The following is a 24,634-nucleotide window of genomic DNA, read 5'->3' on the forward strand; positions in this document are numbered from 1 at the left end:
CCGGTGGCGGCCCATGACGCGCCGTCTGCCCGGGTGCCTCTTCCGCTCGCATACCGTGACAGGCGTTACTTTTCCTACCGGCATGGCTTCTTGGAAGCGTCCTTCGTGGAAGGAGCACCAGTGCAGGACCGGACCACCCCCTCAAGACGAACCGTCCTCGCGGCGACGGCCGCTGCCGCCGTGACAGCCGCAGGCGCCTCGGCTCTCACGCTCGCCCCCACCCCTGGCTTCGCCGACTCCCGGAGCCGCCTCGAGCAGCTCATCTCCCGGATGAGCTTGGAGGAGAAGGTCGGCCAGCTCTTCGTGATGCGGGTGTACGGGCACTCCGCCACCACCCCGGACCCGGCCGATGCCGATGCCAACCTCCGGGAGATCGGGGTCCGGAACGCCGCCGAGCTGATCCGGCGCTACCACGTGGGCGGGATCATCTACTTCGCCTGGGCGCACAACACCCGGGACCCGCAACAGATCGCCGGTCTCTCCAACGGCATCCAGCGGGCGGGCCTCGAGCAGGCCACACCCATCCCGCTGCTCATCTCCACGGACCAGGAGCACGGCGTTGTCGCGCGTGTCGGCAGACCCGCGACGCTGATGCCGGGCGCGATGGCGCTGGGGGCGGGCGGTTCGCGTGCCGATGCCCGCGAGGCCGCACGGATCGCAGGTGCGGAGCTGGCGGCGACGGGTATCAACCAGAACTACGCGCCCGTGGCGGATGTGAACGTCAACCCGGCCAACCCGGTCATCGGTGTCCGGTCCTTCGGCGCCGATCCAGACGCCGTCGCCGGGTTGGTCGCCGCCCAGGTGAAGGGGTACCAGAGCGCGGGAATCACCGCGACCGCCAAGCACTTCCCGGGCCACGGCGACACCATGGGCGACAGTCACTACGCCCTGCCCACCATCCAGCACACACGTGAGCAGTGGGACGAGCTGGACGCCCCGCCGTTCCGGGCTGCGATCGCCGCTGGGGTCGGATCGATCATGACCGCGCATATCGTGGTCCCTTCGCTCGACCCGAGCGAGGATCCGGCGACCCTCTCCCGCCCCATCGTGACCGGCATCCTGCGTGAGGAGCTCGGCTACGACGGCGTCGTCGTCACCGACGCCCTCGACATGGCGGGGGTCAGGCAGAGATACGGTGACGACCGCGTCCCGGTGCTCGCGCTCAAGGCGGGTTGCGACCAACTGCTGAACCCGCCGAAGCTGGATGTGGCCTGGAGCGCGGTCATCGAGGCCGTCAGAAGCGGTGAACTGACCGAGCGGCGCCTCGATGAGTCGCTGATGCGCATCCTCCAACTGAAGACGAGACTGGGCCTGCTGCGCCATCCGTTCGTGTCCCCTCGAGAAGTGGTCCGCACCGTCGGGGCCAGGGCCCATCTCACGGCCGCCGACCGGATCGCCGGACGGACCACCACTCTGCTGCTGAACGAGAAGGGGCTGCTGCCGCTGTCCCGCCGGAGCCATCCCCGGGTCCTGGTCGTCGGCGCCGATCCGGCCTCGCCCTCCGGGACCACCGGGCCACCCACGGCCATCATCGCCAGGGCCTTCACCGCGCTGGGCTTCACCGCCGCAGCCCGGCCCACCGGCATCACACCCACCGGGGCGAACGTCAATGAGGCGGTGGCGGCAGCGGTCGGCGTGGACGTGGTCGTCGTGGTTACGTACAACCTCACGGCGGACAGCCCGCAGCGCACCCTGGTGTTCCGGCTTGCCGAGACCGGCGTGCCCGTGGTCACGGTGGCCGTCCGCAATCCCTATGACGTCGCGCAGTTGACCGGATCCGGTATCGCGGCCTCCCTGGCCGCATACGGCTGGACGGATGTGGAAGTGCGCGCCGCCGTGCGGGTGATGGCCGGGCGTGCCGGGCCCGAGGGCACACTGCCGGTTCCCGTGCCGCACGCGGAGGACCCGGCGCAGGTGCTGTATCCGACCGGATACGGGGTGATGTATTGACGTTCGGCGCCCGCGGAGGAGCAGACGGCCGCGCCCGGCCGGGTGTGGCACACCGTCGGCAGGGCGCGGCCCGCACGCGAAAGGTGCCGCTTGCCGCTACGGCCGTAGCGCGAACGGCTCCCGCTCATCGACCTGCTTGTCGAGCCTGGCGTCGTAGGGCGCCAGACGCTTCGCCAGGGCCGGGTTCTGCTGGACGGCCGCCGGGGCGACACCTGCCCAGTCCAGGATCCGCGCGGTCGCCTTGGCCCGGTCGGCCTCGGGCAGCCCGGCGACGGAGGCACCGTGGTTGCCCCCGGGCTCGGTGAAGACATGGGCGTCACGCGCCCCCTTACCGGGGCGGAACCGCTCCGCGCCCCAGGGGTCGTTCTCGCCGTACACCCAGATCATGTGCTTGGCGTGGTGACGGACCCAGCCGTCGATGTCACGCATCGCGTGCCGGTCGAAGGTCTTCATGGGTATCTCGCGGGGGACGTACACCCGCGGCGTGAAGTAGCCCGGGTAGCGCAGCAGATCCGCCAGCTGCGGCTGGCGCAGTGTGGGCGCCCCGAGCTGGGTGCCCGCCTGGTAGTAGTACGGGGTGTAGGACTCCAGGCCCGAGTCGGTGTAGGAGGCGAAGCCGGATATCGAGTCCAGCGAGTCGAAGAGTTCCTGGTCGCTCGCGGTCGCCGCGGCGGGCAGGGAAGCGCAGTCGGCAAGCAGGCTGTACTGCCAGAAGGCCCAGGCGTAGTCGGAGACCAGGCTCTCGAAGGCCTTGTCGAGCGACCCGATGGTCCGGAAGGTGCCGCCGTTGTCCTTGATCCAGGCACGGTATCCGGCGGTGAGCGCGGCGCGGCGCTTGCCGAGGGCCTCGCGCTGGATGGCGGTGAGGCGGTCGCGGCACTCCTTGGTCCCGACCTGCTCGAAGAACCGGTCATAGGCGGCGTCCGCACGGTCGTTGGCGTCGTTCGGGGCGACATAGGCAACCACGCCGTCCATGTCGCGCGGGTAGAAGCGCTCGTAGTACGTCGCCGTCATACCGCCCTTGGATGCGCCGGTGGCGATCCACTTCTTGGTGTAGATCTGCTTCAGCGCGGTGAAGACCCGGTGCTGGTCGCTCGCGGCCTGCCAGATGTCGAGCTTGCCCCAGTCGGCGGGCTGTGGCCGGGACGGAGTGAAGAATCGATACTCCATGTCGACCTGGTTGCCGTCGACGATCTGCGTAGGCTCGCGGCGGCGCGGGCTGGTGCCCACGTTGTAGCCGCTGGTGTAGAAGACGGTCGGACGGGCCGTGTCCTTGTGCAGCACGGTGATGCGCTGCTGGAACGTGCCCTTGGACGGGCGCCGGTGGTCGACCGGCTGGGTGTAGTCGAGCACGAAGTAGCGGTGGCCGGCGTACGGCTTCTCCTCGATCAGGCTCATCCCGGGGATCGCGAGGATCCGGTCCTTGATGTCCTGGGACGCTCCTGCCGGGCTCGCGCCCGGTTCGGCGGCGGTGGCCGCGGTCGTCGTCGCCCCGAGCATGCCAGTGAGCATGACAAGCGACAACAGCCATCTCAGCGCCTTGCGCATGCGCCCTCCCCTTAGTTCACAACGGTCGCGGTGAACCTAGCGAGAGCAACACCCATACCGCCAGACCCAGTTGACGCATCTGGCCAGGGGGCTCGGAAGACGCGGTTGACTCAGACGAGGAGCCAGCCAGTCGTGGCACCCACACCGGCGATGGCACCAGAGGCGCGGACGACACGGTGCAGCGCGTACACGGTCACCGGCCCCGCCTGCCTGGTGAACCGGCCCTTGTCCACGGCGGCGCGCGCCCCGCGAGGCTGGAGGCTGACCGACATCGCCCGTTTCGCACCGGGCCGCTTCGCGACGGTCATGGCGCACACATAGGCACGGTCCTTGTAGAGCCGCAGCTCTCCGGTCGCGAACTTCACGGTCTTGACGGGACGGCCGGAGCACCCGGAGGCCGCTTCCGCCATCTGGACACCGGGGCCGGCCGTCAGCAGGGTCCCCGCGACCACGAGCGCCGCACCGGTGTGCGCCACCAGTCTTCCGAACACTCTTGCTCCCCTCCCACGCCAGGCCGTACTGACGTACGACGCAACGATGGCCCGGACGGTTGCGGTCAGCTCGTCACCTCACGATCAGGTCGTCACACGACGATCAATTTTCGTCACGCCACCGCCACGCCGGAGTCAGGCCGGCGTGGGCTCCGCGGCGCCGATGAACGTCCGCCACAGCGCGGCATAGCTCCCGTCCTGCGCCAGGAGCTCCTCGTGCGTACCGTCCTCGACGACCCGCCCGTGGGCCATCACGACGACGCGGTCGGCGCGCGCGGCCGTCGTCAGCCGGTGGGCGACGACCAGGGTGGTGCGGCGCCCCGTGAGCCGGTCGGTGGCCTGGTTGACCTGAGCCTCCGTCGCCAGATCAAGGGCCGCCGTCGCCTCGTCCAGCAGCAGCACATCCGGGTCGACCAGCTCGGCGCGGGCGAGCGCGATCAGCTGGCGCTGACCGGCCGACAGATTGCGTCCGCGCTCGGCCACCTCGTGCAGATAGCCGCCCTCGAGTGTGGCGATCATGTCGTGCGCACCCACGGCCCGCGCCGCGGCCTCCACCTCGGCGTCCGTCGCCTCCGGGCGCCCGTAGGCGATGGCATCACGCACCGTACCGGCGAAGAGGTACGCCTCCTGCGGGACGATGCCGATCCGGTGCCGGTACGCCGTGAGGTCCACGTCGCGCAGATCGGTGCCGTCGGCGGTGACCCGGCCGCTCGTCGGGTCGTAGAACCTGGCCACAAGCTTGACCAGCGTCGACTTCCCCGCTCCGGTCTCACCGACGAACGCGACCGTCTGCCCGGCCGGGATCCGCAGGTCGATCCCGGTCAGCGCGCCTTCGTCCGGCGTCTTTTTTCCGCCGGCCCCAGCCGCGGCATCCACCTCGGCGCCCGCCAGGGATCCATAGGCGAAGCTCACGTCCTCGAAGGCGATCTCACCGCGCAGCGCCGGCACGTCGAGCGGCTGCTCGGCCTGCGCCGTGGACGTCGGCTCACGCAGCAGCTCCTGGATGCGCCCCAGCGACACCGTGGCCTGCTGGTAGCCGTCGAAGACCTGCGACAGCTGCTGCACCGGTGCGAAGAACAGATCGATGTACAGCAGATACGCGACCAGCGCACCCGTCGTGAGCGTGCCCGCCTCGATCCGCCCGGCCCCGACCACCAGCACCGCGGCCGCGGCCACGGAGGCCAGCAGCTGGACGAAGGGGAAGTACACGGAGATCAGCCACTGGCCGCGCACGCGCGCCGCGCGGTAGCTGTCGCTGCGCTCCGTGAACCTGCGGTTGCCCGACTGCTCCCGGCGGAACGCCTGGACGATGCGCAGTCCGCTGACCGACTCCTGGAGATCGGCATTGACGACGCTGATCCGCTCACGGGCGAGCTCGTACGCCTTCACGGACTGCTTGCGGAAGAACACCGTGCCGACGATCAGCACCGGCAGGGTCGCGAACACCACCAGGGCCAGCTGCACATCGATCACGACCAGCACGCCCATGATCCCGAGGAAGGTCACCACGGAGACGAAGGCGGTGACAAGACCCGTCTGGAGGAACGTGGACAGGGCGTCCACGTCCGTTGTCATCCGGGTCATGATCCGGCCGGTCAGCTCACGCTCGTAGTAGTCGAGCCCGAGCCGCTGGAGCTGCGCGAAGATCTTCAGCCGCAGCGCGTACAGGATGCGCTCGCCGGTACGGCCGGTCATCCGTGTCTCACCGATCTGCGCGGCCCACTGCACGAACACGGCGACGAGGCCGAGCGCGGAGGCCGCCCAGACGGCCCCCAGCGCCGCCCGCTCGACACCGTCGTCGATTCCGTGCCGGATCAGCACCGGCAGCAGCAGCCCCATGCCCGCGTCCACCGCGACCAGGAGCAGGCTGACCAGGAGCGGCGGCCCGAAGCCCCGCAGCAGTCTGCGCAGCCCGTACGAGCCGGACTCCTCCGGCAGCACCGCACGCGCCTCGTCGACCCGGGGTGTGTCCTCGGCCGGCGGCAGCGCGGCGACCTGGGCCAGCAGCTCCGGCGTGGCGCCGGTGACCTCGTCCTGTTCGGCCTCTTCCTTGCGGACCCACAGCGGCGGGGTGATACCCCGCTCGGCGTCGAACTCGGCGTCCATCTCGGCCCGCAGCGTGCGGTCCTCGGGGATCTCGACCTGGCGGGTGTGCCCCGGGGACACCCCGCCCAGCTCGTCGGGGTCGGTGAGCAGCCGCCGGTACAGCGCGGACCGCTCCTGCAACTCGTCATGCGTACCGATGTCGGCGAGGCGGCCGTCGTCCAGCACGGCGATCCGGTCGGCGAGGCCGAGGGTGGAGCGCCGGTGGGCGATCAGCAGTGTCGTCCGGCCCGCCATGACACTGCGCAGTGCCTCGTGGATCTCGTGTTCGACCCGCGCGTCCACGGCCGAGGTCGCGTCGTCCAGCAGCAGCAGACGGGGGTCGGCGAGGATGGCACGGGCCAGTGCGACGCGCTGGCGCTGGCCACCGGACAGGGTGAGCCCGTGCTCGCCGACCTTGGTGTCGTAACCGTGGGGCAGCTCGGCGATGAAACGGTCCGCCTGGGCGGTACGGGCCGCCTGGGCGACCTCCTCGTCCGTCGCGTCCGGCTTGCCGTACGCGATGTTCGCGCGGACGGTGTCGGAGAAGAGGAAGCTGTCCTCGGGCACCAGGCCGATGGCGGCGCGCAGCGACTCCAGGGTGAGCTCGCGGACGTCATGGCCGCCGACGAGCACGGCGCCGTGGGTGACGTCGTAGAAGCGCGGCAGCAGCAGCGAGACCGTGGATTTGCCGCTGCCGGAGGCACCGACCACGGCCACGGTCTCACCGGGCCTGATCTCCAGCGAGAAGCCGTCGAGCACCTGCCGGGCCGCACCACCGGTCGCGGATCCGGATACGGACCCAGCCCCGTCGCCGGGCCCGGAGCCAGCCCCGGACCCGTAGGAGAAGCTGACGTTGTCGAACTCCACCGACGCCGGGGCATCGGCCGGAAGCTCCTTGGTGCCGTCCTTGATGCTCGGCTCCGTGTCGATGAGTTCCAGGACCCGCTCCACACCCGCCCGTGCCTGCTGGGCCACGGTCAGCACCATCGCCAGCATCCGCACCGGGCCCACCAGCTGGGCGAGGTACGTGGAGAACGCGACGAACGTACCGAGCGTGATCTGCCCGCGGGTGGCCAGCCAGCCGCCGAGCGCCAGCATGGCCACCTGCCCGAGTGAGGGCACGGCCTGGAGGGCGGGGGTGTAGCGCGCGTTCAGCAGGATGGTGCGCAGCCGGCCGGCGAAGAGCCTGCGGCCGGCTTCCTTGAGCTTTCCGGTCTCCTGCTCCTCCTGTCCGAAGCCCTTGACGACACGGACCCCGGCGACCGCCCCGTCCACGACGCCCGCGACGGCACCGGCCTGCTGCTGGGCGTACCAGGTGGCGGGGTGCAGCCGGGCGCGGCTGCGCTTGGCGATGAACCAGAGGGCCGGGCCGACGGCGATCGCCACGAGGGTGAGCGGCAGCGACAGCCAGGCCATGATCACGAGAGAGATCACGAAGAGCAGGATGTTCCCGATCGTCATCGGGAGCATGAAGAGCAGCCCCTGAATGAGCTGGAGATCGCTGGTGGCCCTGCCCACCACCTGGCCGGTGGACAGCTCGTCCTGGCGCCGCCCGTCGAGCCGGCTGATCGTGCCGTACATGTCGGTGCGCAGGTCGTGCTGTACGTCGAGGGCGAGACGGCCGCCGTAGTAGCGACGCACATACGTGAAGACATAGACGGCTACCGCGGATGCGACGAGCAGGCCGATCCAGACCGCGAGTGACCGGGTGTGGTCACTGACCACATCGTCGATGACGACTTTGGTGATCAGCGGCACCAAGGCCATCACGGCCATACCGCCCAGGGACGACCCGAGTGCGAGCACCACGTTGCGCCGGTAGCGCCAGGCGTAACCGGTCAGCCTTCGCGCCCACCCTTGTGCTTCCCCCGCCACGTGTGCCTCCCGGGCTCCGGAAAATCATGCTCGTCTGCCGGAAGGCTGCAACGCGGGCGGGGACGGTTTTCATCCCGCTTCCGGCCTTGGAAGTGGGAGGAAACAAAGTACGGTCCCTGGTCCTAGGACCAGGGACCGTACCGAGGGTAGGCGCGGGCAGCGTTACCGTGCTGCCGGATACGCCGTGACCATGTCGCGTGCCGGGCGCTCCGGAACCGCCGGGACCGCCTCCTGCGGGGTGGTCGTCGGGTTGTAGCGCAGGCCCGCCGAGCTCGTGGGGCTGAGGTCCTTGTGGACCGCACGGGCGACGGCCTGGATGGTGTTGATGCCGTCGTTCATGGTGGTGTTGTCCTGCGTGAGCACGGTGAGCTGGTAGTTGTGCGCGCTGCCGGTGAAGGCTCCGATCGAGTGCACCCGCCAGCCGTGGGTGGACCGCTGCAGCCAGCCGTTCTTGACGTGGATCTTGGCGGTGGAGGGCGCACCGGCCGGGACTCCCCAGCGCTGCGACGCCACGACGGAGTTCATCAGCTGGAGCACATAGGCGCGCGAAGCGTCGGTGAGCACCGTGTTCTTCGCCGTGAGCAGGGCGAGCAGCCGCTGCTGGTCACGGGCGGTGATCTGGGTGAGTCCCCAGTAGCCGTTCGCGCCGGGGACGGTCTTGGGCATGCCCGCGGCGGTGAGGAAGGCCTTGACCTTGGTCGCGCCGAGCTGGCGCCACAACGCGGTCGTCGCGTCGTTGTCCGACTTGGTGATCATGGCTGTGGCACGCGACTTCTCCGTGCCCGTGAGCTGGCGGCCGGTCTTCTGCGCGTCCCACAGCAGGGTGGCGAGCACGGTCACCTTGACCACACTGGCGGAGTCGAACTTCTGATCGGGGCGAAGTATGCAGCTGGTCTTGGTGACCCTGTCGTTGACCAGCACGGCGGTCGTGGAGGCACGATCCTTGACCGCGGCCGTGATGTCCTTGACGAGCTTGGCCGCCAGACCTGCTTGCTGCGAGGTGCACGCGACCGCGGGCGTGGCGGCGGTGGCGGTGCCCTGTGTGGCCGTGACGGCGACCGGCACCAGTACGCCGAGAGTGGCGGTCACGCAGAGAACCCCACGACTGCGGAGGGGTACGGAGTGTCTCTTCACGACTCTCATGACTCCGCAGCATCAGAAAGGTTGTACGACAAAAGCGGTCGCATGTTGTGACGTGTACCACTGACGCGACAGGCTCCGGCCTCGTCCGGAGGACGACCCACCGTCAGGCGTACGGAGCGGGCACCGGCTTAGACATCGGCTCACCGGTGCACCTCCTTTAGAGGCGCACCGGTCTCTCAGGCCGGCCTTCCCAGCCGGCCTTGCGCACCAGCTCTCTGAACCGGCTTCCTGAGCCGGTCTTCAGAGGTCAGAGGTGCGTCGGCGCGAACATCCTCAGCAGCGCCGGCAGCACCACCACCGAAGGTCCGGACCGCGCGAGGGACTTGGCCAGGTCCTCGCGGAGCGACCCGGGCGTGGTGCGCACCGCGGGCACCCCGAAGGACTCGGCGAGCGCCACGAAGTCCGGGCGGGTCAGCTCGGTCCCGGTCGCCTCGCCGAAGGAGTCGGTCATGTACTCGCGCAGGATGCCGTAGCCGCCGTCGTCCACGATCAGCCAGGTCACCGGCAGGTCGTACTGCTTCGCCGTCGCCAGCTCCGCGATCGAGTACATCGCCCCGCCGTCTCCGGACACGGCGAGCACCGGCGTGCCGGGATCCGCCACCGCTGCGCCGAGCGCGGCCGGGAAGCCGTAGCCGAGGCCGCCCGAGCCCTGGGCGGAGTGCATGGTGTTCGGCTGCCGGGGGTCGAAGGCGGACCAGGCCCAGTAGGCCAGGATGGTCATGTCCCAGAAGCTCGGCGAGTCGTCCGGCAGTGCCTCCCGCACCGCGGCAAGTACCTCCTGCTCCAGCGTCAGATCCTGGCCGGCGATACGTTCCCCCACCTTCGCCAGCAGCGCGGAGACCCGCTCGGCGCCCGACCGCGCATCCCCGGCCCGCTGCCCGTCGGAGCCGGAACCGGGGTCGCCGCCGGAACCAGCCGGGGACCCCAGCGTCTCCAGCAGCGCGGAGAGCGCGATGCGCGCGTCGGCGTGGATGCCGAGCGCGGGATGGTTGGCCTCCAGCTTGCCGAGGTCGGCCTCGATCTGGATCACCCGGCCGCGGGGCGCGAAGGTGTGGTAGTTCGAGGACAGCTCGCCAAGCCCCGAGCCGACGACCAGCAGGACATCCGCGTCCTCGAGGAAGTCGGTGGTGTGCCGGTCCTCCAGCCAGGAACGCAGCGACAGCGGGTGCTTCCAGGGGAAGGCCCCCTTGCCGCCGAAGGTGGTCACGACCGGAGCGTCCAGCCGCTCGGCGAGCGCGCGCAGCTTGCCGGAGGCGTCGGAGCGTACGACACCGCCGCCCGCGATGATCGCCGGGCGTTCGGCTCCGCGCAGCAGATGTGCGGCGACGGCGGTCAGTTCGGGGCGCGGGACCAGATCGCGCGGGGTCGCGTCCACGGCCGTGACGACCGGCAGGTCGGTCTCGGCAAGCAGCACGTCCTGCGGGATCTCCACCCAGACCGGACCGTGCGGAGCGCTCAGCGCGGACTCCCAGGCGGCGGCGAGCGCGGAGGGGATCTGCGAGGCGGCACGCACGGTGTGCACGGACTTCACGACGTCGCGGAACGAGGCCTGCTGGTCGCGCAGTTCGTGCAGATAGCCGTGGCGCCCGCCGCCGAGTCCGGCGCGAGGCACCTGGCTGGAGATCGCCAGCACCGGGGCGGAGGCCGCCGCCGCCTCCTGGAGCGCGGCGAGCGAGGTCAGCGCCCCGGGACCGGTCGACACCAACAGCGGCGCCGCCTCGCCGGTGATCCGCCCGTAGGCGTCGGCGGCGAAGCCCGCGTTGTTCTCGACGCGCAGGCCGACGTACCGCAGCGGCGAGCGGCGCAGGGCGTCGAACATGCCGAGCGCGTGCTGGCCCGGCAGACCGAACACCGTCGTGGCCCCGAGGCCCTTCAGGGTCTCGATGACCAGATCGCCGCCCCTGCGCCCGGCCGGCGGATTGAGCGCGGCCTCGGTCTGCGCCTCGCTCGGGCGCAGTACGAGATCGTGGTCGTGGGTCATGGCTGTCCGGTGTCCCTTCGTGCTGCCCGCCGGGCGCAGCGCGCTTCCGCTTGCCTCGCGTCTACTTCGCGGTCTGCCCCGCGCCGCCGTCGGCACGGCCTGCGGCGATCTGACGGGCCATGATCGTAGTCAGCTCGTAGGCGGTGTGAGAGGCGGCGACCGAGGTGATTTCGGCGTGGTCGTACGCCGGCGCGACCTCGACGACATCGGCCGAGACGAGGTTGCAGGAGTCGAGCCCGCGCAGGATCTCCAGCAGTTCCCGGGAGGTCATGCCACCGGCCTCGGGGGTGCCGGTGCCCGGGGCGTGGGCCGGGTCGAGGCAGTCGATGTCGATGGAGATGTAGAGCGGGCGGTCGCCGATGCGCTGGCGGAGCTGGTCGGCCACCTCGTCGGCGCCGCGCCGGTAGACATCGGACGAGGTGACGATGCCGAAGCCCATCTTCTCGTCGTCGGTCAGGTCCTGCTTCCCGTAGAGCGGGCCGCGGATACCGACGTGCGAGAGCGCCTCGGTGTCGAGGATGCCCTCCTCCACGGCACGGCGGAACGGGGTGCCGTGGGTGTACTCGGCGCCGAAGTACGTGTCCCAGGTGTCCAGGTGCGCGTCGAAGTGCAGCAGGGCCACCGGGCCGTGCTTCTTGGCGACCGAACGCAGCAGCGGCAGTGCGATGGTGTGGTCGCCGCCGAGTGTCATCATGCGGGCGCCGGTGCCGAGGAGGTCGTCGGCCGCCGCCTCGATGGTCTCGACCGCCTCGTTGATGTTGAACGGGTTGGCGGCGATGTCGCCCGCGTCCGCGACCTGGGCGAGCGCGAAGGGCGAGGCGTCCTGGGCGGGGTTGTAGGGACGCAGCAGCCGGGAGGCCTCACGGATGGCGTTGCCGCCGAAGCGGGCGCCGGGGCGGTACGAGACCCCGGCGTCGAAGGGCACGCCGACCACGGCGACATCGGTGCGGCCGACCTCGTCGAGCCGGGGCAGCCGGGCGAACGTCGCGAGTCCGGCGTACCGCGGGGTGCGGGACGAGTCGATGGGGCCGCGCGGCGTCTCGTTGCTGCTCATGACCATGCCTTCTTCCTACGGGTATCGCGAGGGATCCGGATCGCATGTCCGGCTGCGGTGGCGCTAGCGGTGGCTCTAGTGGTCTGCCCAGACCACGGGCGGCTTGTGCACGGGAACGCGCACCTGTACCAGCGGTGCCCGGACGACTCGACGATAAGTGGCCGGAAAGCGGCGATGAAGTGTACGTTTCCTCCATTCTGGAAGACCTATTTGGATGGAACGTCCACCATGCCGGACCCCATCGCTCTCCCGTCGAACCCACCCGCCCCGCCCGCGCCACCCATCCCGCTGTCCGCGCTGCTGGCGCGCGAGGATCTGGGGCTGCGACTGATCACGGGGCCCGCGGACACCGGCATCCAGTGGGTGCACCCCTCGGAAATGGCTGATCCGTATCCCTATCTGCTGGGCGGTGAGCTGCTGCTGACGGCCGGGGTCCTGCTGGCGGACCCGGAGCGGTACGTCTCCCGGGTGGCCGAGGCGGGGGGAGCCGCGATCGGTTTCGGGGTGGCTCCGGTGCACGACACCGTCCCCGAGGCTCTCGTACGGGCCTGCGAGCGGCACGGGCTGCCGCTGGTAGAGGTGCCGCCGCAGACCCCGTTCACGGCGGTCGCCCGGGCCGTGTGGCGGCTGATGGCCCAGGTCCGGCTGCGGGAGGTACGCCGGGTCAGCGAGGCACAGCAGGGCCTGGCCGCCGCCGCCGCGCGGCCCGACCCGGTGCCGGCGGTGCTCCAGCAGCTCGCGACCCGGCTGGGCGGCTGGGCGGTGCTGCTGTCTCCGGACGGCTCCGCCGCACAGTCGGCGGGACGGGCCCCGTCGCGGGAGGCCCGCGAGGCACTGGGGCGGCTGGCGCGCGTGGTGAATCCCGCCGCGGCGGACGACGAGCTCCCGGGGCGGGGGGAGCCCGGTGACGTGGCGGAGCGCCCGGCCCCGGGGGCCGCGACACCGCTCCGGCGCGCCCCCTCGTCCGCCACCGACGCCGCGGGCGGTCACCATCTGGCGGCCTACGCGCTCGGCGGCACGCAGGGGCTGGCCCTCGGGATCGCGACCGGGGCCCGTGAGCCGGGCGGGCACACCGTGGCAGGGATGGCCGTGGTCCTCCTGTCGCTGCTCACCGCACCGCACCAGGGAGCGGACGCGGCCAGCCGCTCCGCCGCGTTGGTGCGGCTGCTGCTGGGAGCGGCGCCCGCCGAGGTGGCGCCGGCGCTGGCACCCGGCCGCTGGATCGTGGTGCACGCCTCCCGGCAAGGACTGCCGCCCGACCGGATCGGGGCGTCCGCGCTCGGCGCGGCACTGGGCAGCGCGCTGGTGGACATGGATTCCGGAGCGGACGCCACCGGCGCGACCGTACGGATCCTGCTTCCCGGCGAGCGCCGGATCGAGCCTCAGCCCGGCTGGACCCTGGGGGTGAGCGCCCCGGCCGAACCGGGCGAGCTGAGCGCCGCCGACACGGCCGCCGCGCGGGCGCTGCGGCGGGCCGAGGCGACCCGTGAGCCGCTGGCACGGCAGCGCGACGCGGGGCTGGCCGAACTGGTCGCGCCCACCGAGGCCGCCGTGCACGCCCGCACCCTGCTCGCGCCCATCGCGGACTCCCCGGCGCTGACCGAGACGCTGCGCGTCTGGCTCTCCCTGCACGGCAGCTGGGACCGCACGGCGGTGGCTCTGGGGGTGCACCGCAACACCGTGCGCCAGCGGATCGCCCGCTGCGGCTCGCTGCTCGGGGTCGACGTGGACGACGCGGACGTACGGATGGAGCTGTGGTTCGCGCTGCGGTACGTGTGACCGGGCCGCGGCGTCGTGGTTCCGTCGGGAGTCCACGACTCCGGCGCCGGAACGCTGTGGGCATCACGCCAAGTCATTTGTCCTGCAGGCGTGTTGGAATGCCCGCATGACCATATCCGCCGACGGAACCGTGACCCTGACCCCGGGCGGACCCGGGCGCCGCCTGCGTGCCGAGGTCGAGCGGCTCCAGGAGGAGGCGGCCCGGCAGAGGGCGCTCGCGCACAAGCGGGCGGATTTCTGGACCCGGCTGGACATCGCCCTCGGCTTTCCCGCGGCGCTGCTCGCCGGCACGGCGGGCGCGGCCGGTCTGGCCACGGCGGACGCGCGCATCCCCGCCGCGCTGATCGCCCTGGCCTCCGCCGGCTTCGCGGCCGGCGCGGGCTTCCTCCGAAGCGACACCCGCCGCCGGGCCAACAAGCGCGCCCGGCACGCCTGGGCGGACGTGGAGGGCCGCGCCACGGTGAAGCTGGCCCAGGAGCGTCTGACGCCCGAGGACCTCGGTGAACTCCTCGTACGCCGGCAGGCGGCACTGGCGGCCTACGACGGCGAGGCGCCCCTGCCGGAGCAGCCGTCGGTCACTGCGAGCTGAGCGCACACCAGCCGACGACTGAGGCCACCGAACTGCAGCTGCTCACAGCGGAGGCGGCTAGACGATCTCTCCCATCCACATGCGACGCCCCAGTTCGTCCAGCTCGGCACGCCGCTCCTCGTACTCGGGCAGGGCGCGCCCCAGCAACCGCCAGAAATCTTCTCCGTGCCCCGAGACACGCACATGCGCGAGCTCGTGGGCGACGACATAGTCCACGAGATGCATGGGCAGTTGGAACAGCGACCAGCCCAGACTCATCTGCCCGGGTCCGACCTCGCCGCCGGACGGACGGTAGCGGCCCCAACGGCCGCCGAGATCCGAAACGTCCAGCGCCGGCTCCGCGACTCCCATACGCGCCGCCCACGGCTGGAGTCTGCCCCTGGCCCACTCGCGGCCGGCGCGGCAGTACCAGTCGACGAGCGCAGACCGGCCCCGGGCCGGATCATCAGCCTGTTCCTGGTTGAGGAGCAGACGCCCGGCGACAAGCCGGACCCCGGCACCCTCCGGGCGCTCGGCGTCGATGGCCAGGCGATAGGTCCGCCCGAGATACCGGAACACCTCGCCCTCGACGAGCCGCTTGGGCGGGTTCAGCGGTCGAGTGCGCTCCCTTTGCGCAGTCTTGGCCACCACCCATGCCCGGTGGGCCCGGACGAACGCGAGGGCATCGGCCGCCGGACGTCCCTGGGGCGCGTGAAGGGTGACCGCAGCATCCGTTTCCACCGTGAGCGCGAACCGCTTGCGCCGGGTACTGACGCGCACGTCGAGTTCCAGTCCGTCGACAGCGAGCCGATCGCCCTCGGCAAGGGCGATCGGCTCGGCAGGGTCGACGGCGGAGACGGCCACCCTGCCTATTCTCCCCTCAGCCTGGCCAGAAAGGACGCCCGGTTCTGCGCGGCGTAGGCGGCGAGCCGTTCCGCGAGATCGCGAAGTGCCGTCCATGCCGTGCCTACCGGCCGCAGCCGGCCCTTGACCAGGTCCATCCTGATCCTGTCGGCGAGGAGGGCGAGGTCCTGGTGCTGGCCCTGGTACGCGGTCTTGGCCATGGTGTGGGCCGCCGTGTCACACACCGTGCCGACTACGGACCGCAGGTCCGCCGCACTCGTGTCGATGTCCGGGTTCTCCCCCGCCTCCCTGTCCAGCAGCCGGTACAGCCGCTGCTCCAGCGGGGAGAGACCCGCAAACCTGGGATCCTCCTCTTCCTCCTGCCGGGCCTGCTCGAAGAGTGGCCCGAAGGCCTCGATCTGCTCCTCGAACCGCCCGGGCATCTCCCGCAGGATCTCCTCCAGCCGCTCCGAGAGCCGCGCGTACCTCTCCGGGTCCTCCCGGCTGACCCGCTCCTCCAGGTGGAAGCGGAGGGCATGCCCCATCTCGGCGGCCGCCTCACGCGGGGGCATGGCGCGTACCCTCTCGTCGAACAGCGGCGACGCCAATGACACCGGCGCGATCACCTGTTCGATCTCGGGGCCCTCCAGATGGTCGGCGATCAGCGCGCGCACCTTCCGCCCGTATGTGCGCATCGTGAAGGACCCGCCCGCCGCGTCACGGTGGAGGGTACGGATGCGCTTCTGCAGCAGCCCCCAGCGACGTGCGTCGCCCACATGGTCCAGGCCGTCCTCGTGCGGCAGTACGCGCTCCAGGACGGTGAGGAAGCGGTGCAGCACCTCGTCGAAGCCCTGACGGTTCGATTCGTCGTCGAAGGCGAGGGCGGCGGAGCGCACCGCGGCGAAGTCGACGAGGTCGGAGTCGGTGACGCCGACCTGGGCGCTGAGGTACCGGCGCACCGCCTCGGCCGCCGGTTCCAGAGCGTCGATCTCCTCGGCCATGCTGCGCATCGTGTCGTCGACGTCCTCCTTCCGGTAGTCGGCGAGTGCACTGCTCAGGTGCTCGAAGACGCCGTAGTAGTCGACGACGTACCCGACCTTCTTGTCGGGCATCGGCCGGTTCACCCGGGCCACTGCCTGGAGCAGTTCGGCGTCCCGGATCGGGCGGTCCAGGTAGAGCGCCTGTTCACGCGGCGCGTCGAAACCCGTGAGCAACATGGACTTGACGATCAGGAAGGCCACGGGGCTCTCGGGATGCACCGGGTCGGGGCCGGCGGCCGATGCCTGGGGCTGCTCCACGCCTTCCTGTGACCACGGGTTGTCCCCCATGCCGCCCGACTCCTGCGTCTCCTGCACCGGGGAGTGGAACGGAGTGGTGGCGACCCATTCGGGCTCTGGCGGCGGCGTGGGGAACGCCTCGTGGAAGCGCTCGATGTACGCCGCCTGCCGCACCGGGTCCGTCCAGTACAGCCACCGGCGCCACTTGCGCTCCTTGCCGGGCGAGATGACGGGCACGAAGTCGATCCGGCGCAGCAGCGAACGGAACTGGTAGGCCTGGAACAGATAGCGCGTGCGCGAGGGCAGCTCGTCGAGAGGGATTCCGGCGACCGATTCCGGCCGGAACGCGGCGAGCTCCACCATCAGCGCGTCCCGCGCGGCACGCAGCGCGTGGTGGTACTCGACGGCCGCCTTGCGACTCACCGCGGCGACCTGCGCCTTGAACCCTCCGCCGGGCAGCACCGTCGTCACCCAGTGCTCCAGCATGTCCTCGGCCTTGGCCCGGATCACCGGCGTCGACTCGGCGACGTCCCGCTCGGTGGGCCAGCGGTTCAGCAGTTCGCGCCGCTCCTCGTCGGTGCGGTCTTGGATGAGGTCCTCGAAGTTCCGGTCCAGACCGTCCTTGTCGAAGACCTGCCCCTCGCCGGTACGGCCCTCGTAGCGGATCCGCACGACGACGCCGTCGTGTTCGGCGTCTGCCATCCGGTACATGTCCAGGAATTTCCGGTCCGGGCCACCACCGAAGATCCGGCGGGTGTCCTCGGCCTTGCCCGTCATGATCGGAGTGCCGGTGAAGCCGATCTTCGCCGCGTTGGGGATCGCCTTGCGCAGGGCGGCGTGCAGCAGGCTCGTGTGCGACCGGTGCGCCTCGTCGACGAGGACGAGGATGTCCGGGGAGGTGTTGCACTCGGGAAAGTTCGGCGCCGGCGGCAACTTCGCCGCCCGCCGCTCCCGTCGGGCCTTCTCGGCGTCGTCGTACTCGGCCGTCAGGTCCCGGTCGTCGTCATCGCCGTCTGACTCTGCGGCGAAGGCGAATCCACCGGCGCCGTACTTCTGGATCATCGCGAACACGACCCGCCGACCGCCGTCCCGCAGCAGCCCCTCCATCTGGGTCGCGGTCCTGGCGGTCTCCACCTCCGACTCGCTCAGCTTGAGCGTCCGGGCCAGCTGCTCCTGCAGCTGGGTCCGGTCGGTGACCACGACCACCATGAACTCGCTGAGCTGGTGGTGCAGATGCATCCGGCGGACGAGGAAGGTCATGGTGAGACTCTTGCCGGAACCCTGGGTGTGCCAGATGAGACCGCCGCGCTCGTCCTCGAGGACCGGTCCGCCACGCGTCCTGCCCGTGAGCAGCTTGCGGACCGCCTTCTCGGCGGCCCGGTACTGCTGGTGCCGTGCGACGGCCTTGACGGTACGGCTGCCGCCCGACTCGGTCTGAACGGGCAGTGGGATCACGTAGTGGCGCACGACCCTCAGCAAAGCGGCCGGACGCAGGACGACACCCACCAGCATGTGCCGCTCGTTGAGCTTGCCGACGCCGTCGGGCAGTTCGGCGGTGAGAGTCGCCTTGCCCTCCGGCTCGATGCTCCGCCAGGGGTGGAAATGCTCCGGGGTGGACGTGACCGTGCCGAGGTACGCGGTCTCGGCCGTGGCCGCGACGAGCAGCTGCACGGTACGGAAGAGCTCCGGAACCCCGGCGGGCAGCGCCAGGTCCGTCGCGTCCCGTTCGTCGTCGGGCAGCGGGTCTCCCGCGTAGTGCCGCAGGTCGAGCACGGCATCGCGGATCGGGTCGGCGAGGTCGGGGCTCTTGCACTCGAGGGCGACGAGCGGAATCCCGTTCACGAAGAGGACAATGTCGAGGATCGACACCTCGCCGGAGCGGTTCCGCACGTGGAGCTGGTCGACGACGGTGAACTCGTTGCGCCCGGTGCGGTCCTCGTGCCACTCGATGTACTGGACGATGGCGGAGGGTCCGCCGTGCTCGGCGGAGGGACCGGCGAGGAGCAGACCACTGAGGAGCAGGTCGGTGGCGGCGAAGTTGGCCTTGTCTAAACCGGCGCCGAGGGAGACCGACGCAAGCTCGGCGACGGAGCGCTTGACATCTGTGTCGTCCATCCACGGCTTGCCGTCGGCGGCGCGGAGGTTGATGCGGCGCAGCGCCTTGCCGAGCGTGTCGACGAGGAACGGGGCGTCGGCATCGAGGGGGCCGACGTCCTTTCCCTGGAAGTGCGTCCAGCCCATCGCCCGGAGCTGCGCGACGGTCGGCCGCTCCACCTCGTCCCGCTCGACCTGCATCGCCGCCATTCCCCCCACGCCTCTCGCCCGCCGCCGCGCCCCGATCTGGTGATCCATTGTGCGTGACGAGCTGGCGAGAGGGGAGAGTTCGGGCCTACCCCAGGTTGTCGTCGCGACCGGCGACGGCCGGCCGGTTGCCACGACTGCGCGCGATGCGGTGCACGTCGCGCAGGGACTCCGCCAGGCGGGCGATGACGTAGCGGAGCTGTTCGGGGGTGGCGGAGCGGTCGCTCAGGAGGTCGTCGGTGTGATCGAGAAGATCGACGGCCATGCCGAGTTGCACGCTTTCGATGTTGTCGGCGAGGCGCGAGACATAACCGTCGCCGTCACCGATGAGGTAGCAGGGCTTGCCCTCGGCCCCGGTCCAGGGGAGCAGGCGAAGTGCCTCCTTGGTGTGACGGATCACGCCGCCACCTCCCGTCCGTGGATGACGCGCGGGCCGACGTCGACGCCGTGGACCGCGAACCAGAGGGCCCGACGACGGGCCATCTGGCGGCGGGCCTCAGCCTGGCGGGTCTCATGGGCGAGGAGGTAGGGGCGGACGAGAGGGCTGTCCTCGCCTCGGTAGTACGGGGCGGGGGCGCGGGTGGGCCGGGGCGGGTGGGGCGCGGAGTGACGGAGACGTTGCCGGTCCGCATACGGCGGGCGAAGGCCCTCTGGCGGCGGGGGCCACAGGAGCCGCAAGAGCCGGTCGAGCAGCTGGGCGATACAGTGCAACACGTCATCAACTCCTGGTTAGTTGAGGGCCATGCGCCCGGACCGTTCACGTCGGTCGCGGGGGTCCGTGATTGCGGCTCCTCCCGGCCGATCCCGCCCGGCGAACTCGCTCTGTGGCGATTCACTCACAGCCTGAGACCGGTCGGGCTACCCTGACCAGGGGTTCGATGTGACAGAGCTTTTGTCGCAAGGGAGTTGACGATGAGCAACACCTACGGGGAATGGTTGAAGGCCCAACGCGAAGCCGCCGGCCTCACGCAGCAGGAGTTGGCGGTTGCCGCGATCATGACCCGCTCGCACATCGCCCACATCGAGGCGGGCCGCCGCATTCCGTCGAAGGAGGACGCGAAGCGGCTGGACAGGGCGCTGGGCACGGGGGATGTACTGAGCAGCTTCCTGCCGCAGGAAGACGACACGATCGCCGACCACTTCGAGACCGCGCGCCAACTCGAACAACAGGCAACGATGCTCCGGGAGTTCGCTCTCACCTTCGTGCCCGGCATCCTCCAGACGGAGAGGTACGCGCGTGCGGTTCTGGGCACGACCTTCCCTCCCAGGAGCGACGAAGAACGTGACAGGCACGTCGTCACACGGCTTGAGCGGTCGAAGATCCTCTCAGACCCTGTGACACCCGTAGTGTGGGCGCTGCTGGACGAAATGGTCCTGCGACGCCCGGTCGGCGGCCGAGCGGTCATGGCTGAGCAGATCATGCACATCATCCAGCTGGTTGAGAGCAGACGCGTACGCGTGCACGTCCTCCCGCTGAGCCTCGGCGTCCATCCACTCATGCAGAGCATGCTGACGCTGATGTGGTTCGAGGACCAGCCACCGGCCGCGTACAGCGAAGGCGTCTCGATCGGCAAGGTGCACGACTCCCCGACCGTGGTCCAGCGGCTACAGGGCGTCTACGATCTGGCACTGGGCGACGCACTGCCCTCGCAAGAGTCACTGGCCCTCATGCGGGCAACCGCGAAGGAACACGGACACCATGACTGAGCACATCATCCCGGACGCCTCCACGTTGAGCGGCTGGCGCAAGTCGTCGTACAGCGGGAACGAGTCGGGGAGTTGTGTCGAAGTCCTGGACGGCCACCCATCGGGCATCCCAGTCCGCGACTCCAAGAACCCTCACGGCGCCGCTCTGGTCTTCCAGTGGGCCAGTTGGGGTCACTTCTTGGGCGCCCTGAAGCAAGGCTCTGTTTGACTTAGGTGCTGCCATCCAGCAGGTCATTCACCATGCCTCGTTTGAAGTCCCTCAGCTTCGCGAGCTCTGCCTCGTCAAGCCGCTGCTGCGCAGTAACCGCCGCCAAGCGCTCAAGAATGGCCAGTTGCTCCGTCACTGCAAGCCGAGGGAACGGACAGTCGCGAACATCTTCCCCATTGATGCTGGCCTGAGAAATTGCACTCTTCGCGCGCACTCGAAAGTGCTTCTTTGACAGCATGTCACCCAGCCACATTTCAACAAAGGCGGGAACGGCTCGGTCAGCTCGAATCTTGCACCGCATCATGTTCGACTCAAACACGGTAGGCTCAACCAGTTCACGGACTGCCGTAGATTTGCCCACCAACTCTGGCGTGTTTACACGATTGATGACAATATCGCCGATCGCGAGCCCGTAACGGTCAACCTCTACCTCGTTAGCCGCAACACGAAGTAGGTTCCTGGTGAAGTCCGACGGGCCCCCTCTGAAGCTTTCGATACGAACAATGGGAGTCCCCTCCATCCCGTAAGAGGATGCCGACTTGTAAATCCCGTTCTGAGGGCCGCGCTCAATAACATCCTCAAATCGGCCAAGCTCGATACTGGCGAGTTGCGCAGCTGCCATCCCGATCTTTAGCTGCTCCAGCTTGGCAAGAGATTTCTCGACGGCGCGCTCCTGCATCGACAGGACATCAATCATCTCAACAATCCGCTGCTGCTCATCCAGTGACCTAACCGGAAACAACAATGCACCGAATCGGTTTCCACCGAGATGCGAGATGCTCGTCTTCTCGGCGATGCTGGCGAAAACCCCTTGAGCCCGCCATCTCACGAAGACCGCTTGCGCGTATCCCGGAAGAACTTCACTTCCCGGGCGGAATCTGATGAGCGTATTCTGGAAACAGTAGGCTCCTGGTGCGCCTTTATAGATAGCACTCCTTCCCACCATTCGAAGGTTCTCCTGGCCCTCGTTCAGGAGAACATCTCCGGGGCGGAGTCCATATACTTCACGCTCTGCGACCGAGAACCCCATCGTCTTGACATCAGAAAGATCGATCTGCCCTTCGTAGACGTTGGCGACTCTCAGATAAGGGTGCTGCCCCTCAGCCTCTCGACTCGCAGGCGACAATTGCTTACCCATGCGCACGTCGCCGACCTCACGGACCGGAAGCCAGCGGATCTCGGCGTCAGCCGACATAGCCCAGCTCCTTCAGGAATCCGTCCAGCTTCCCCGCCGCCCGCTCACGCTCCGCGCGGATCTCGGCCAGCGACACCGCATACTTGTCGCCCCACACTCCATACGCATCAACCAACTCCCGCCGACGCCGCACCACGTGCCCCTCCAGCTTCGCCGCCAGGTCGTCCCGCAACAGCTCCAGCACCACCCGGCGCTCCCCCTCCGGGTCCTCGGCGTACCGCTTCCTGGCCGCGATCAGTCTCGGCGGGTCCTCGGCCAGCTTCGTCGGGTCCGGCCACGGCGTGAACCAGAACTCCGCCTCAACCTTCTTGATCCGCGCCGCGGCCTTCGTGCGTTCCTTCTTCACGTACGCCAGCTCCGCGAGCTGCTCCACACTCAGCTCGACCTGCTCCCGTGTGACAGCGTCCTCGTCACCCTCAGCCTCGTCGTCCTCCGACGGCTCCGGCTCCGCGTTGAGTTCCTTCCACCGGGCATCCAGCTCCGCCTTGCGCGCGTCCGCCTCCGCCAGTTCCGTCAGGAACTCAGGCACGATCGCCGCGACCACCTTGTGGGCGTACGCCTGGCGCCGCTCCGCAGCCGTGCGCTTGCGCAGCTTCTTCGTCTTCGGGTCCTGTTCCGGCGCGAGCAGCGTCTCGACGTTTTCGACCCAGCCGTCCAGCACCCCGGCGAAGCCGTTCTCCGACAACGCCAGCAGGTCGTACTTGGCCTCGTACCACCAGCCGGCCACCGCGCCCGCCAGCGCGTACCGGTCGAGCAGGCCGATGCCGCCCAGCCGCTCCACGAAGGACCCGATCAACGACCCCCGTACGGCCATCAGCGCCGCCTTGCGCTCCGACGCCGTCAACTCCGCGAGCCGCTCGGGCGTGGCGGCAACCGCCTCCAGGTGACGGGCCTCTTCCTCCCACCACTTGGCAAACGCCACGCGCAGCGCGTCCTCGCGGGGGCTCGCCAGCTCCGCGAGCCTGGATGCGTCCGGGCGCTCGCCCTCCGGGAGGAAGTCCAGATACGCCGGGTCCACCGGATCGCGCTCGGCGAAGAGGTCCTCCACCTCGATCTCGTACGCGTCGAGCAGTTCCTTCTTCGCCTCGACCTCCGCCCGCGGCATGCCGCCCACCAGGTGCGCCCGCACGTCCTGCGGCTCCGGCGGGGGCGTGTTGTCCACGTACCGGCGGATGTTGAGGTTGTAGTCGTTGTCCCGCAACTCCTCGCGCTTGACCACGCGCGCGAAGCCGGGCACGTTCTCGTACTCCCGGAACGTGGTGACGATCTTCTCCGCGTGCTCGGGCAGCAGCACGTTCTGCGCCCGCTCCGCGTGGTATTCGCGGTCCGCGTTGATGAAGAGGACCCGGCCCTCCCGCTTCGGGTCCTTCTTGCCCGGCGGGCGGAGAACCAGGATGCATGCGGGGATGCCGGTGCCGTAGAAGAGGTTCGGGGCGAGGCCGATGACCGCCTCGATCGCGTCCTGCTCGATCAGCTCGGACCGGATATCCCGCTCACCACCGCCCCGGAACAGCACGCCGTGCGGCATGACCGTGATGACCATGCCGCCTCGGCTCTCCCGCTTGGTCATCCAGAGCATGTGCTGGAGGAACATCAGGTCGGCCTTGCCGCGTTCGCTCGTCTCGCCGTACTTCGCCCGCTCCGCCCTGTGCGGGAAGTCGGCGAGCGAGTAGTCCATCGAGAACGGCGGATTACTCAGGACCCCGTCGAACCGGTCCGCGTCCGACTTCGGTGTATGCGCCGGCTCGGACAGCGTGTCGCCGGTCCGCAGGTCGAAACGGGTGCTGACGCCGTGGAGCACCATGTTCATCGTGGACATGATCCAGGAACCGCTGTTGGCGTCCTGGCCGGCGAAGAACATGTTCTCGGCGTCCCCGCCGTGCTCCTCCACATACTCCTTGGCGTGGATGAGCATGCCGCCCGAGCCGACGCACGGGTCGTAGATGCGCGTGCCGTCCCGGGGGTCCAGCAGCTCGACCATCATGCGGACGACCGCACGCGGGGTGTAGAACTCGCCGCCCTTGCGGCCCGCCGAGTCCGCGAACTCCTTGATCAGGTACTCGTAGGCGGCACCGATCAGGTCGGGGAACTCGAAGTCCTCCGTCCTCAGCCGCACCCGTCCGAAGTGCCCGATCAGCAGCTTCAGCCTCTGGTCGGCGAGTTTCGCCGCACCCGCGGCGGCACCCGAGCCACCGATGCGGTTGAAGTCAAGCTGGTCGAACAGGCCCTTGAGCTTGGCGTTCTGGCCCTCCAGGGCCTGGAGCGCGGGCCGCAGCAGCGACTCGTTGATGTTGTGGGTGCCGGACGAGATCTCAGCCCAGCGGGCGGCCTTCGGCACGAAGAGAACACCGCGCTCGCTGTACGGGGCCGCGTCCTCCAGGAAGCTCTCCAGCAGTTCCCCGGTGAATCCCAGCTCGCTCTCCGCCTGCTCTCTGATCCGCTCGCGTGCCGCCTCGAACTCGTCGTTGGCCCGCTTCAGGAACAGCAGACCGAAGATGTAGTCCTTGTACTCGGAGGCGTCCATCGTGCCGCGGAGGATGTCCGCGGCGGCGAAGAGATGGCGCTCCAACTGCGCGAGCGTGAGCTTGGCCACGTACCCGTCTTCCTACGACCCGATATGACGTAGGAA

The 24,634-nt window shown here is 69.6% G+C and carries 17 protein-coding genes; 5 read left to right on the plus strand and 12 right to left on the minus strand.

Annotation, left to right across the window (positions count from 1 at the left end; all coding sequences use genetic code 11):
• The first annotated feature begins 120 nt into the window (after nucleotides 1-120).
• Complete coding sequence (locus ACFV6V_RS18455) at nucleotides 121-1,950, plus strand: glycoside hydrolase family 3 protein (protein WP_385565966.1); 1,830 nt, start codon at nucleotides 121-123, stop codon at nucleotides 1,948-1,950.
• Nucleotides 1,951-2,046: 96 nt separating this feature from the next.
• Here ACFV6V_RS18455 and ACFV6V_RS18460 read toward each other — a convergent pair whose 3' ends face one another.
• From ACFV6V_RS18460 to speB, 6 genes are all read right to left on the minus strand, one after another.
• Nucleotides 2,047-3,498 carry a S28 family serine protease gene (locus tag ACFV6V_RS18460; RefSeq protein WP_385565969.1) on the minus strand — a complete coding sequence of 484 codons (1,452 nt, stop codon included), beginning with the start codon at nucleotides 3,496-3,498 and terminating at the stop codon, nucleotides 2,047-2,049.
• A gap of 110 nt (nucleotides 3,499-3,608) precedes the next feature.
• On the minus strand, nucleotides 3,609-3,989 hold the full coding sequence (locus ACFV6V_RS18465; RefSeq protein WP_385565972.1) for a hypothetical protein: 381 nt from the start codon (nucleotides 3,987-3,989) through the stop codon (nucleotides 3,609-3,611).
• Between the two features lie 135 nt (nucleotides 3,990-4,124).
• Nucleotides 4,125-7,949: an ABC transporter ATP-binding protein gene (locus ACFV6V_RS18470; protein WP_385565975.1), complete on the minus strand. Its 3,825-nt coding sequence runs from the start codon at nucleotides 7,947-7,949 to the stop codon at nucleotides 4,125-4,127.
• Nucleotides 7,950-8,111: 162 nt separating this feature from the next.
• Complete coding sequence (locus tag ACFV6V_RS18475; protein ID WP_385565978.1) at nucleotides 8,112-9,092, minus strand: serine hydrolase; 981 nt, start codon at nucleotides 9,090-9,092, stop codon at nucleotides 8,112-8,114.
• Nucleotides 9,093-9,339: 247 nt separating this feature from the next.
• Entirely contained in the window at nucleotides 9,340-11,073 is a 1,734-nt protein-coding gene (locus tag ACFV6V_RS18480) for a thiamine pyrophosphate-binding protein (protein ID WP_385565981.1), read from the minus strand.
• A 61-nt stretch (nucleotides 11,074-11,134) separates the two neighbouring features.
• A complete protein-coding gene (gene speB, locus ACFV6V_RS18485; protein WP_385565983.1) occupies nucleotides 11,135-12,127 on the minus strand; it encodes an agmatinase in 993 nt (330 codons plus the stop codon).
• 228 nt (nucleotides 12,128-12,355) lie between these two features.
• On the opposite strand from speB, the gene ACFV6V_RS18490 reads away from it, so the two are divergent.
• Together ACFV6V_RS18490 and ACFV6V_RS18495 are read left to right on the plus strand one after the other, a co-directional pair.
• Nucleotides 12,356-13,906: a PucR family transcriptional regulator gene (locus ACFV6V_RS18490; RefSeq protein WP_385565986.1), complete on the plus strand. Its 1,551-nt coding sequence runs from the start codon at nucleotides 12,356-12,358 to the stop codon at nucleotides 13,904-13,906.
• 106 nt (nucleotides 13,907-14,012) lie between these two features.
• On the plus strand, nucleotides 14,013-14,495 hold the full coding sequence (locus ACFV6V_RS18495) for a hypothetical protein (protein ID WP_385565989.1): 483 nt from the start codon (nucleotides 14,013-14,015) through the stop codon (nucleotides 14,493-14,495).
• 57 nt (nucleotides 14,496-14,552) lie between these two features.
• Here the strand turns inward: ACFV6V_RS18495 and ACFV6V_RS18500 are convergent, their stop codons facing one another.
• From ACFV6V_RS18500 to ACFV6V_RS18515, 4 genes are all read right to left on the minus strand, one after another.
• Nucleotides 14,553-15,338: a M48 family metallopeptidase gene (locus tag ACFV6V_RS18500; protein ID WP_385565991.1), complete on the minus strand. Its 786-nt coding sequence runs from the start codon at nucleotides 15,336-15,338 to the stop codon at nucleotides 14,553-14,555.
• A gap of 5 nt (nucleotides 15,339-15,343) precedes the next feature.
• On the minus strand, nucleotides 15,344-18,898 hold the full coding sequence (locus ACFV6V_RS18505) for a type I restriction endonuclease subunit R (RefSeq protein WP_385565994.1): 3,555 nt from the start codon (nucleotides 18,896-18,898) through the stop codon (nucleotides 15,344-15,346).
• 85 nt (nucleotides 18,899-18,983) lie between these two features.
• On the minus strand, nucleotides 18,984-19,295 hold the full coding sequence (locus ACFV6V_RS18510) for a hypothetical protein (protein ID WP_385565997.1): 312 nt from the start codon (nucleotides 19,293-19,295) through the stop codon (nucleotides 18,984-18,986).
• Nucleotides 19,292-19,609, minus strand: a complete 318-nt coding sequence (locus ACFV6V_RS18515) for a hypothetical protein (RefSeq protein ID WP_385566000.1) — start codon at nucleotides 19,607-19,609, stop codon at nucleotides 19,292-19,294. The genes ACFV6V_RS18510 and ACFV6V_RS18515 overlap by 4 nt, the downstream gene beginning before the upstream one ends.
• 198 nt (nucleotides 19,610-19,807) lie before the next feature.
• Here ACFV6V_RS18515 and ACFV6V_RS18520 point away from each other — a divergent pair, with 198 nt between their 5' ends.
• Together ACFV6V_RS18520 and ACFV6V_RS18525 are read left to right on the plus strand one after the other, a co-directional pair.
• The gene (locus ACFV6V_RS18520; protein ID WP_385566002.1) at nucleotides 19,808-20,602 is read left to right on the plus strand and encodes a helix-turn-helix domain-containing protein; all 795 of its coding nucleotides are present in this window, start codon (nucleotides 19,808-19,810) and stop codon (nucleotides 20,600-20,602) included.
• Nucleotides 20,595-20,810 (plus strand): DUF397 domain-containing protein, encoded by a 216-nt coding sequence (locus tag ACFV6V_RS18525; protein ID WP_385566005.1) that lies wholly within the window; start codon nucleotides 20,595-20,597, stop codon nucleotides 20,808-20,810. The genes ACFV6V_RS18520 and ACFV6V_RS18525 overlap by 8 nt, the downstream gene beginning before the upstream one ends.
• Before the next feature lies 1 nt (nucleotide 20,811).
• Here ACFV6V_RS18525 and ACFV6V_RS18530 read toward each other — a convergent pair whose 3' ends face one another.
• Nucleotides 20,812-22,005 carry a hypothetical protein gene (locus tag ACFV6V_RS18530; protein ID WP_385566008.1) on the minus strand — a complete coding sequence of 398 codons (1,194 nt, stop codon included), beginning with the start codon at nucleotides 22,003-22,005 and terminating at the stop codon, nucleotides 20,812-20,814.
• On the minus strand, nucleotides 21,995-24,598 hold the full coding sequence (locus ACFV6V_RS18535) for an N-6 DNA methylase (RefSeq protein WP_385566011.1): 2,604 nt from the start codon (nucleotides 24,596-24,598) through the stop codon (nucleotides 21,995-21,997). Before ACFV6V_RS18535 ends, ACFV6V_RS18530 begins: the two co-directional genes overlap by 11 nt.
• Nucleotides 24,599-24,634 lie beyond the last annotated feature (36 nt).

This window comes from Streptomyces sp. NPDC059828, from assembly GCF_042731955.1.
In the GTDB taxonomy this organism is placed as follows: domain Bacteria; phylum Actinomycetota; class Actinomycetes; order Streptomycetales; family Streptomycetaceae; genus Streptomyces.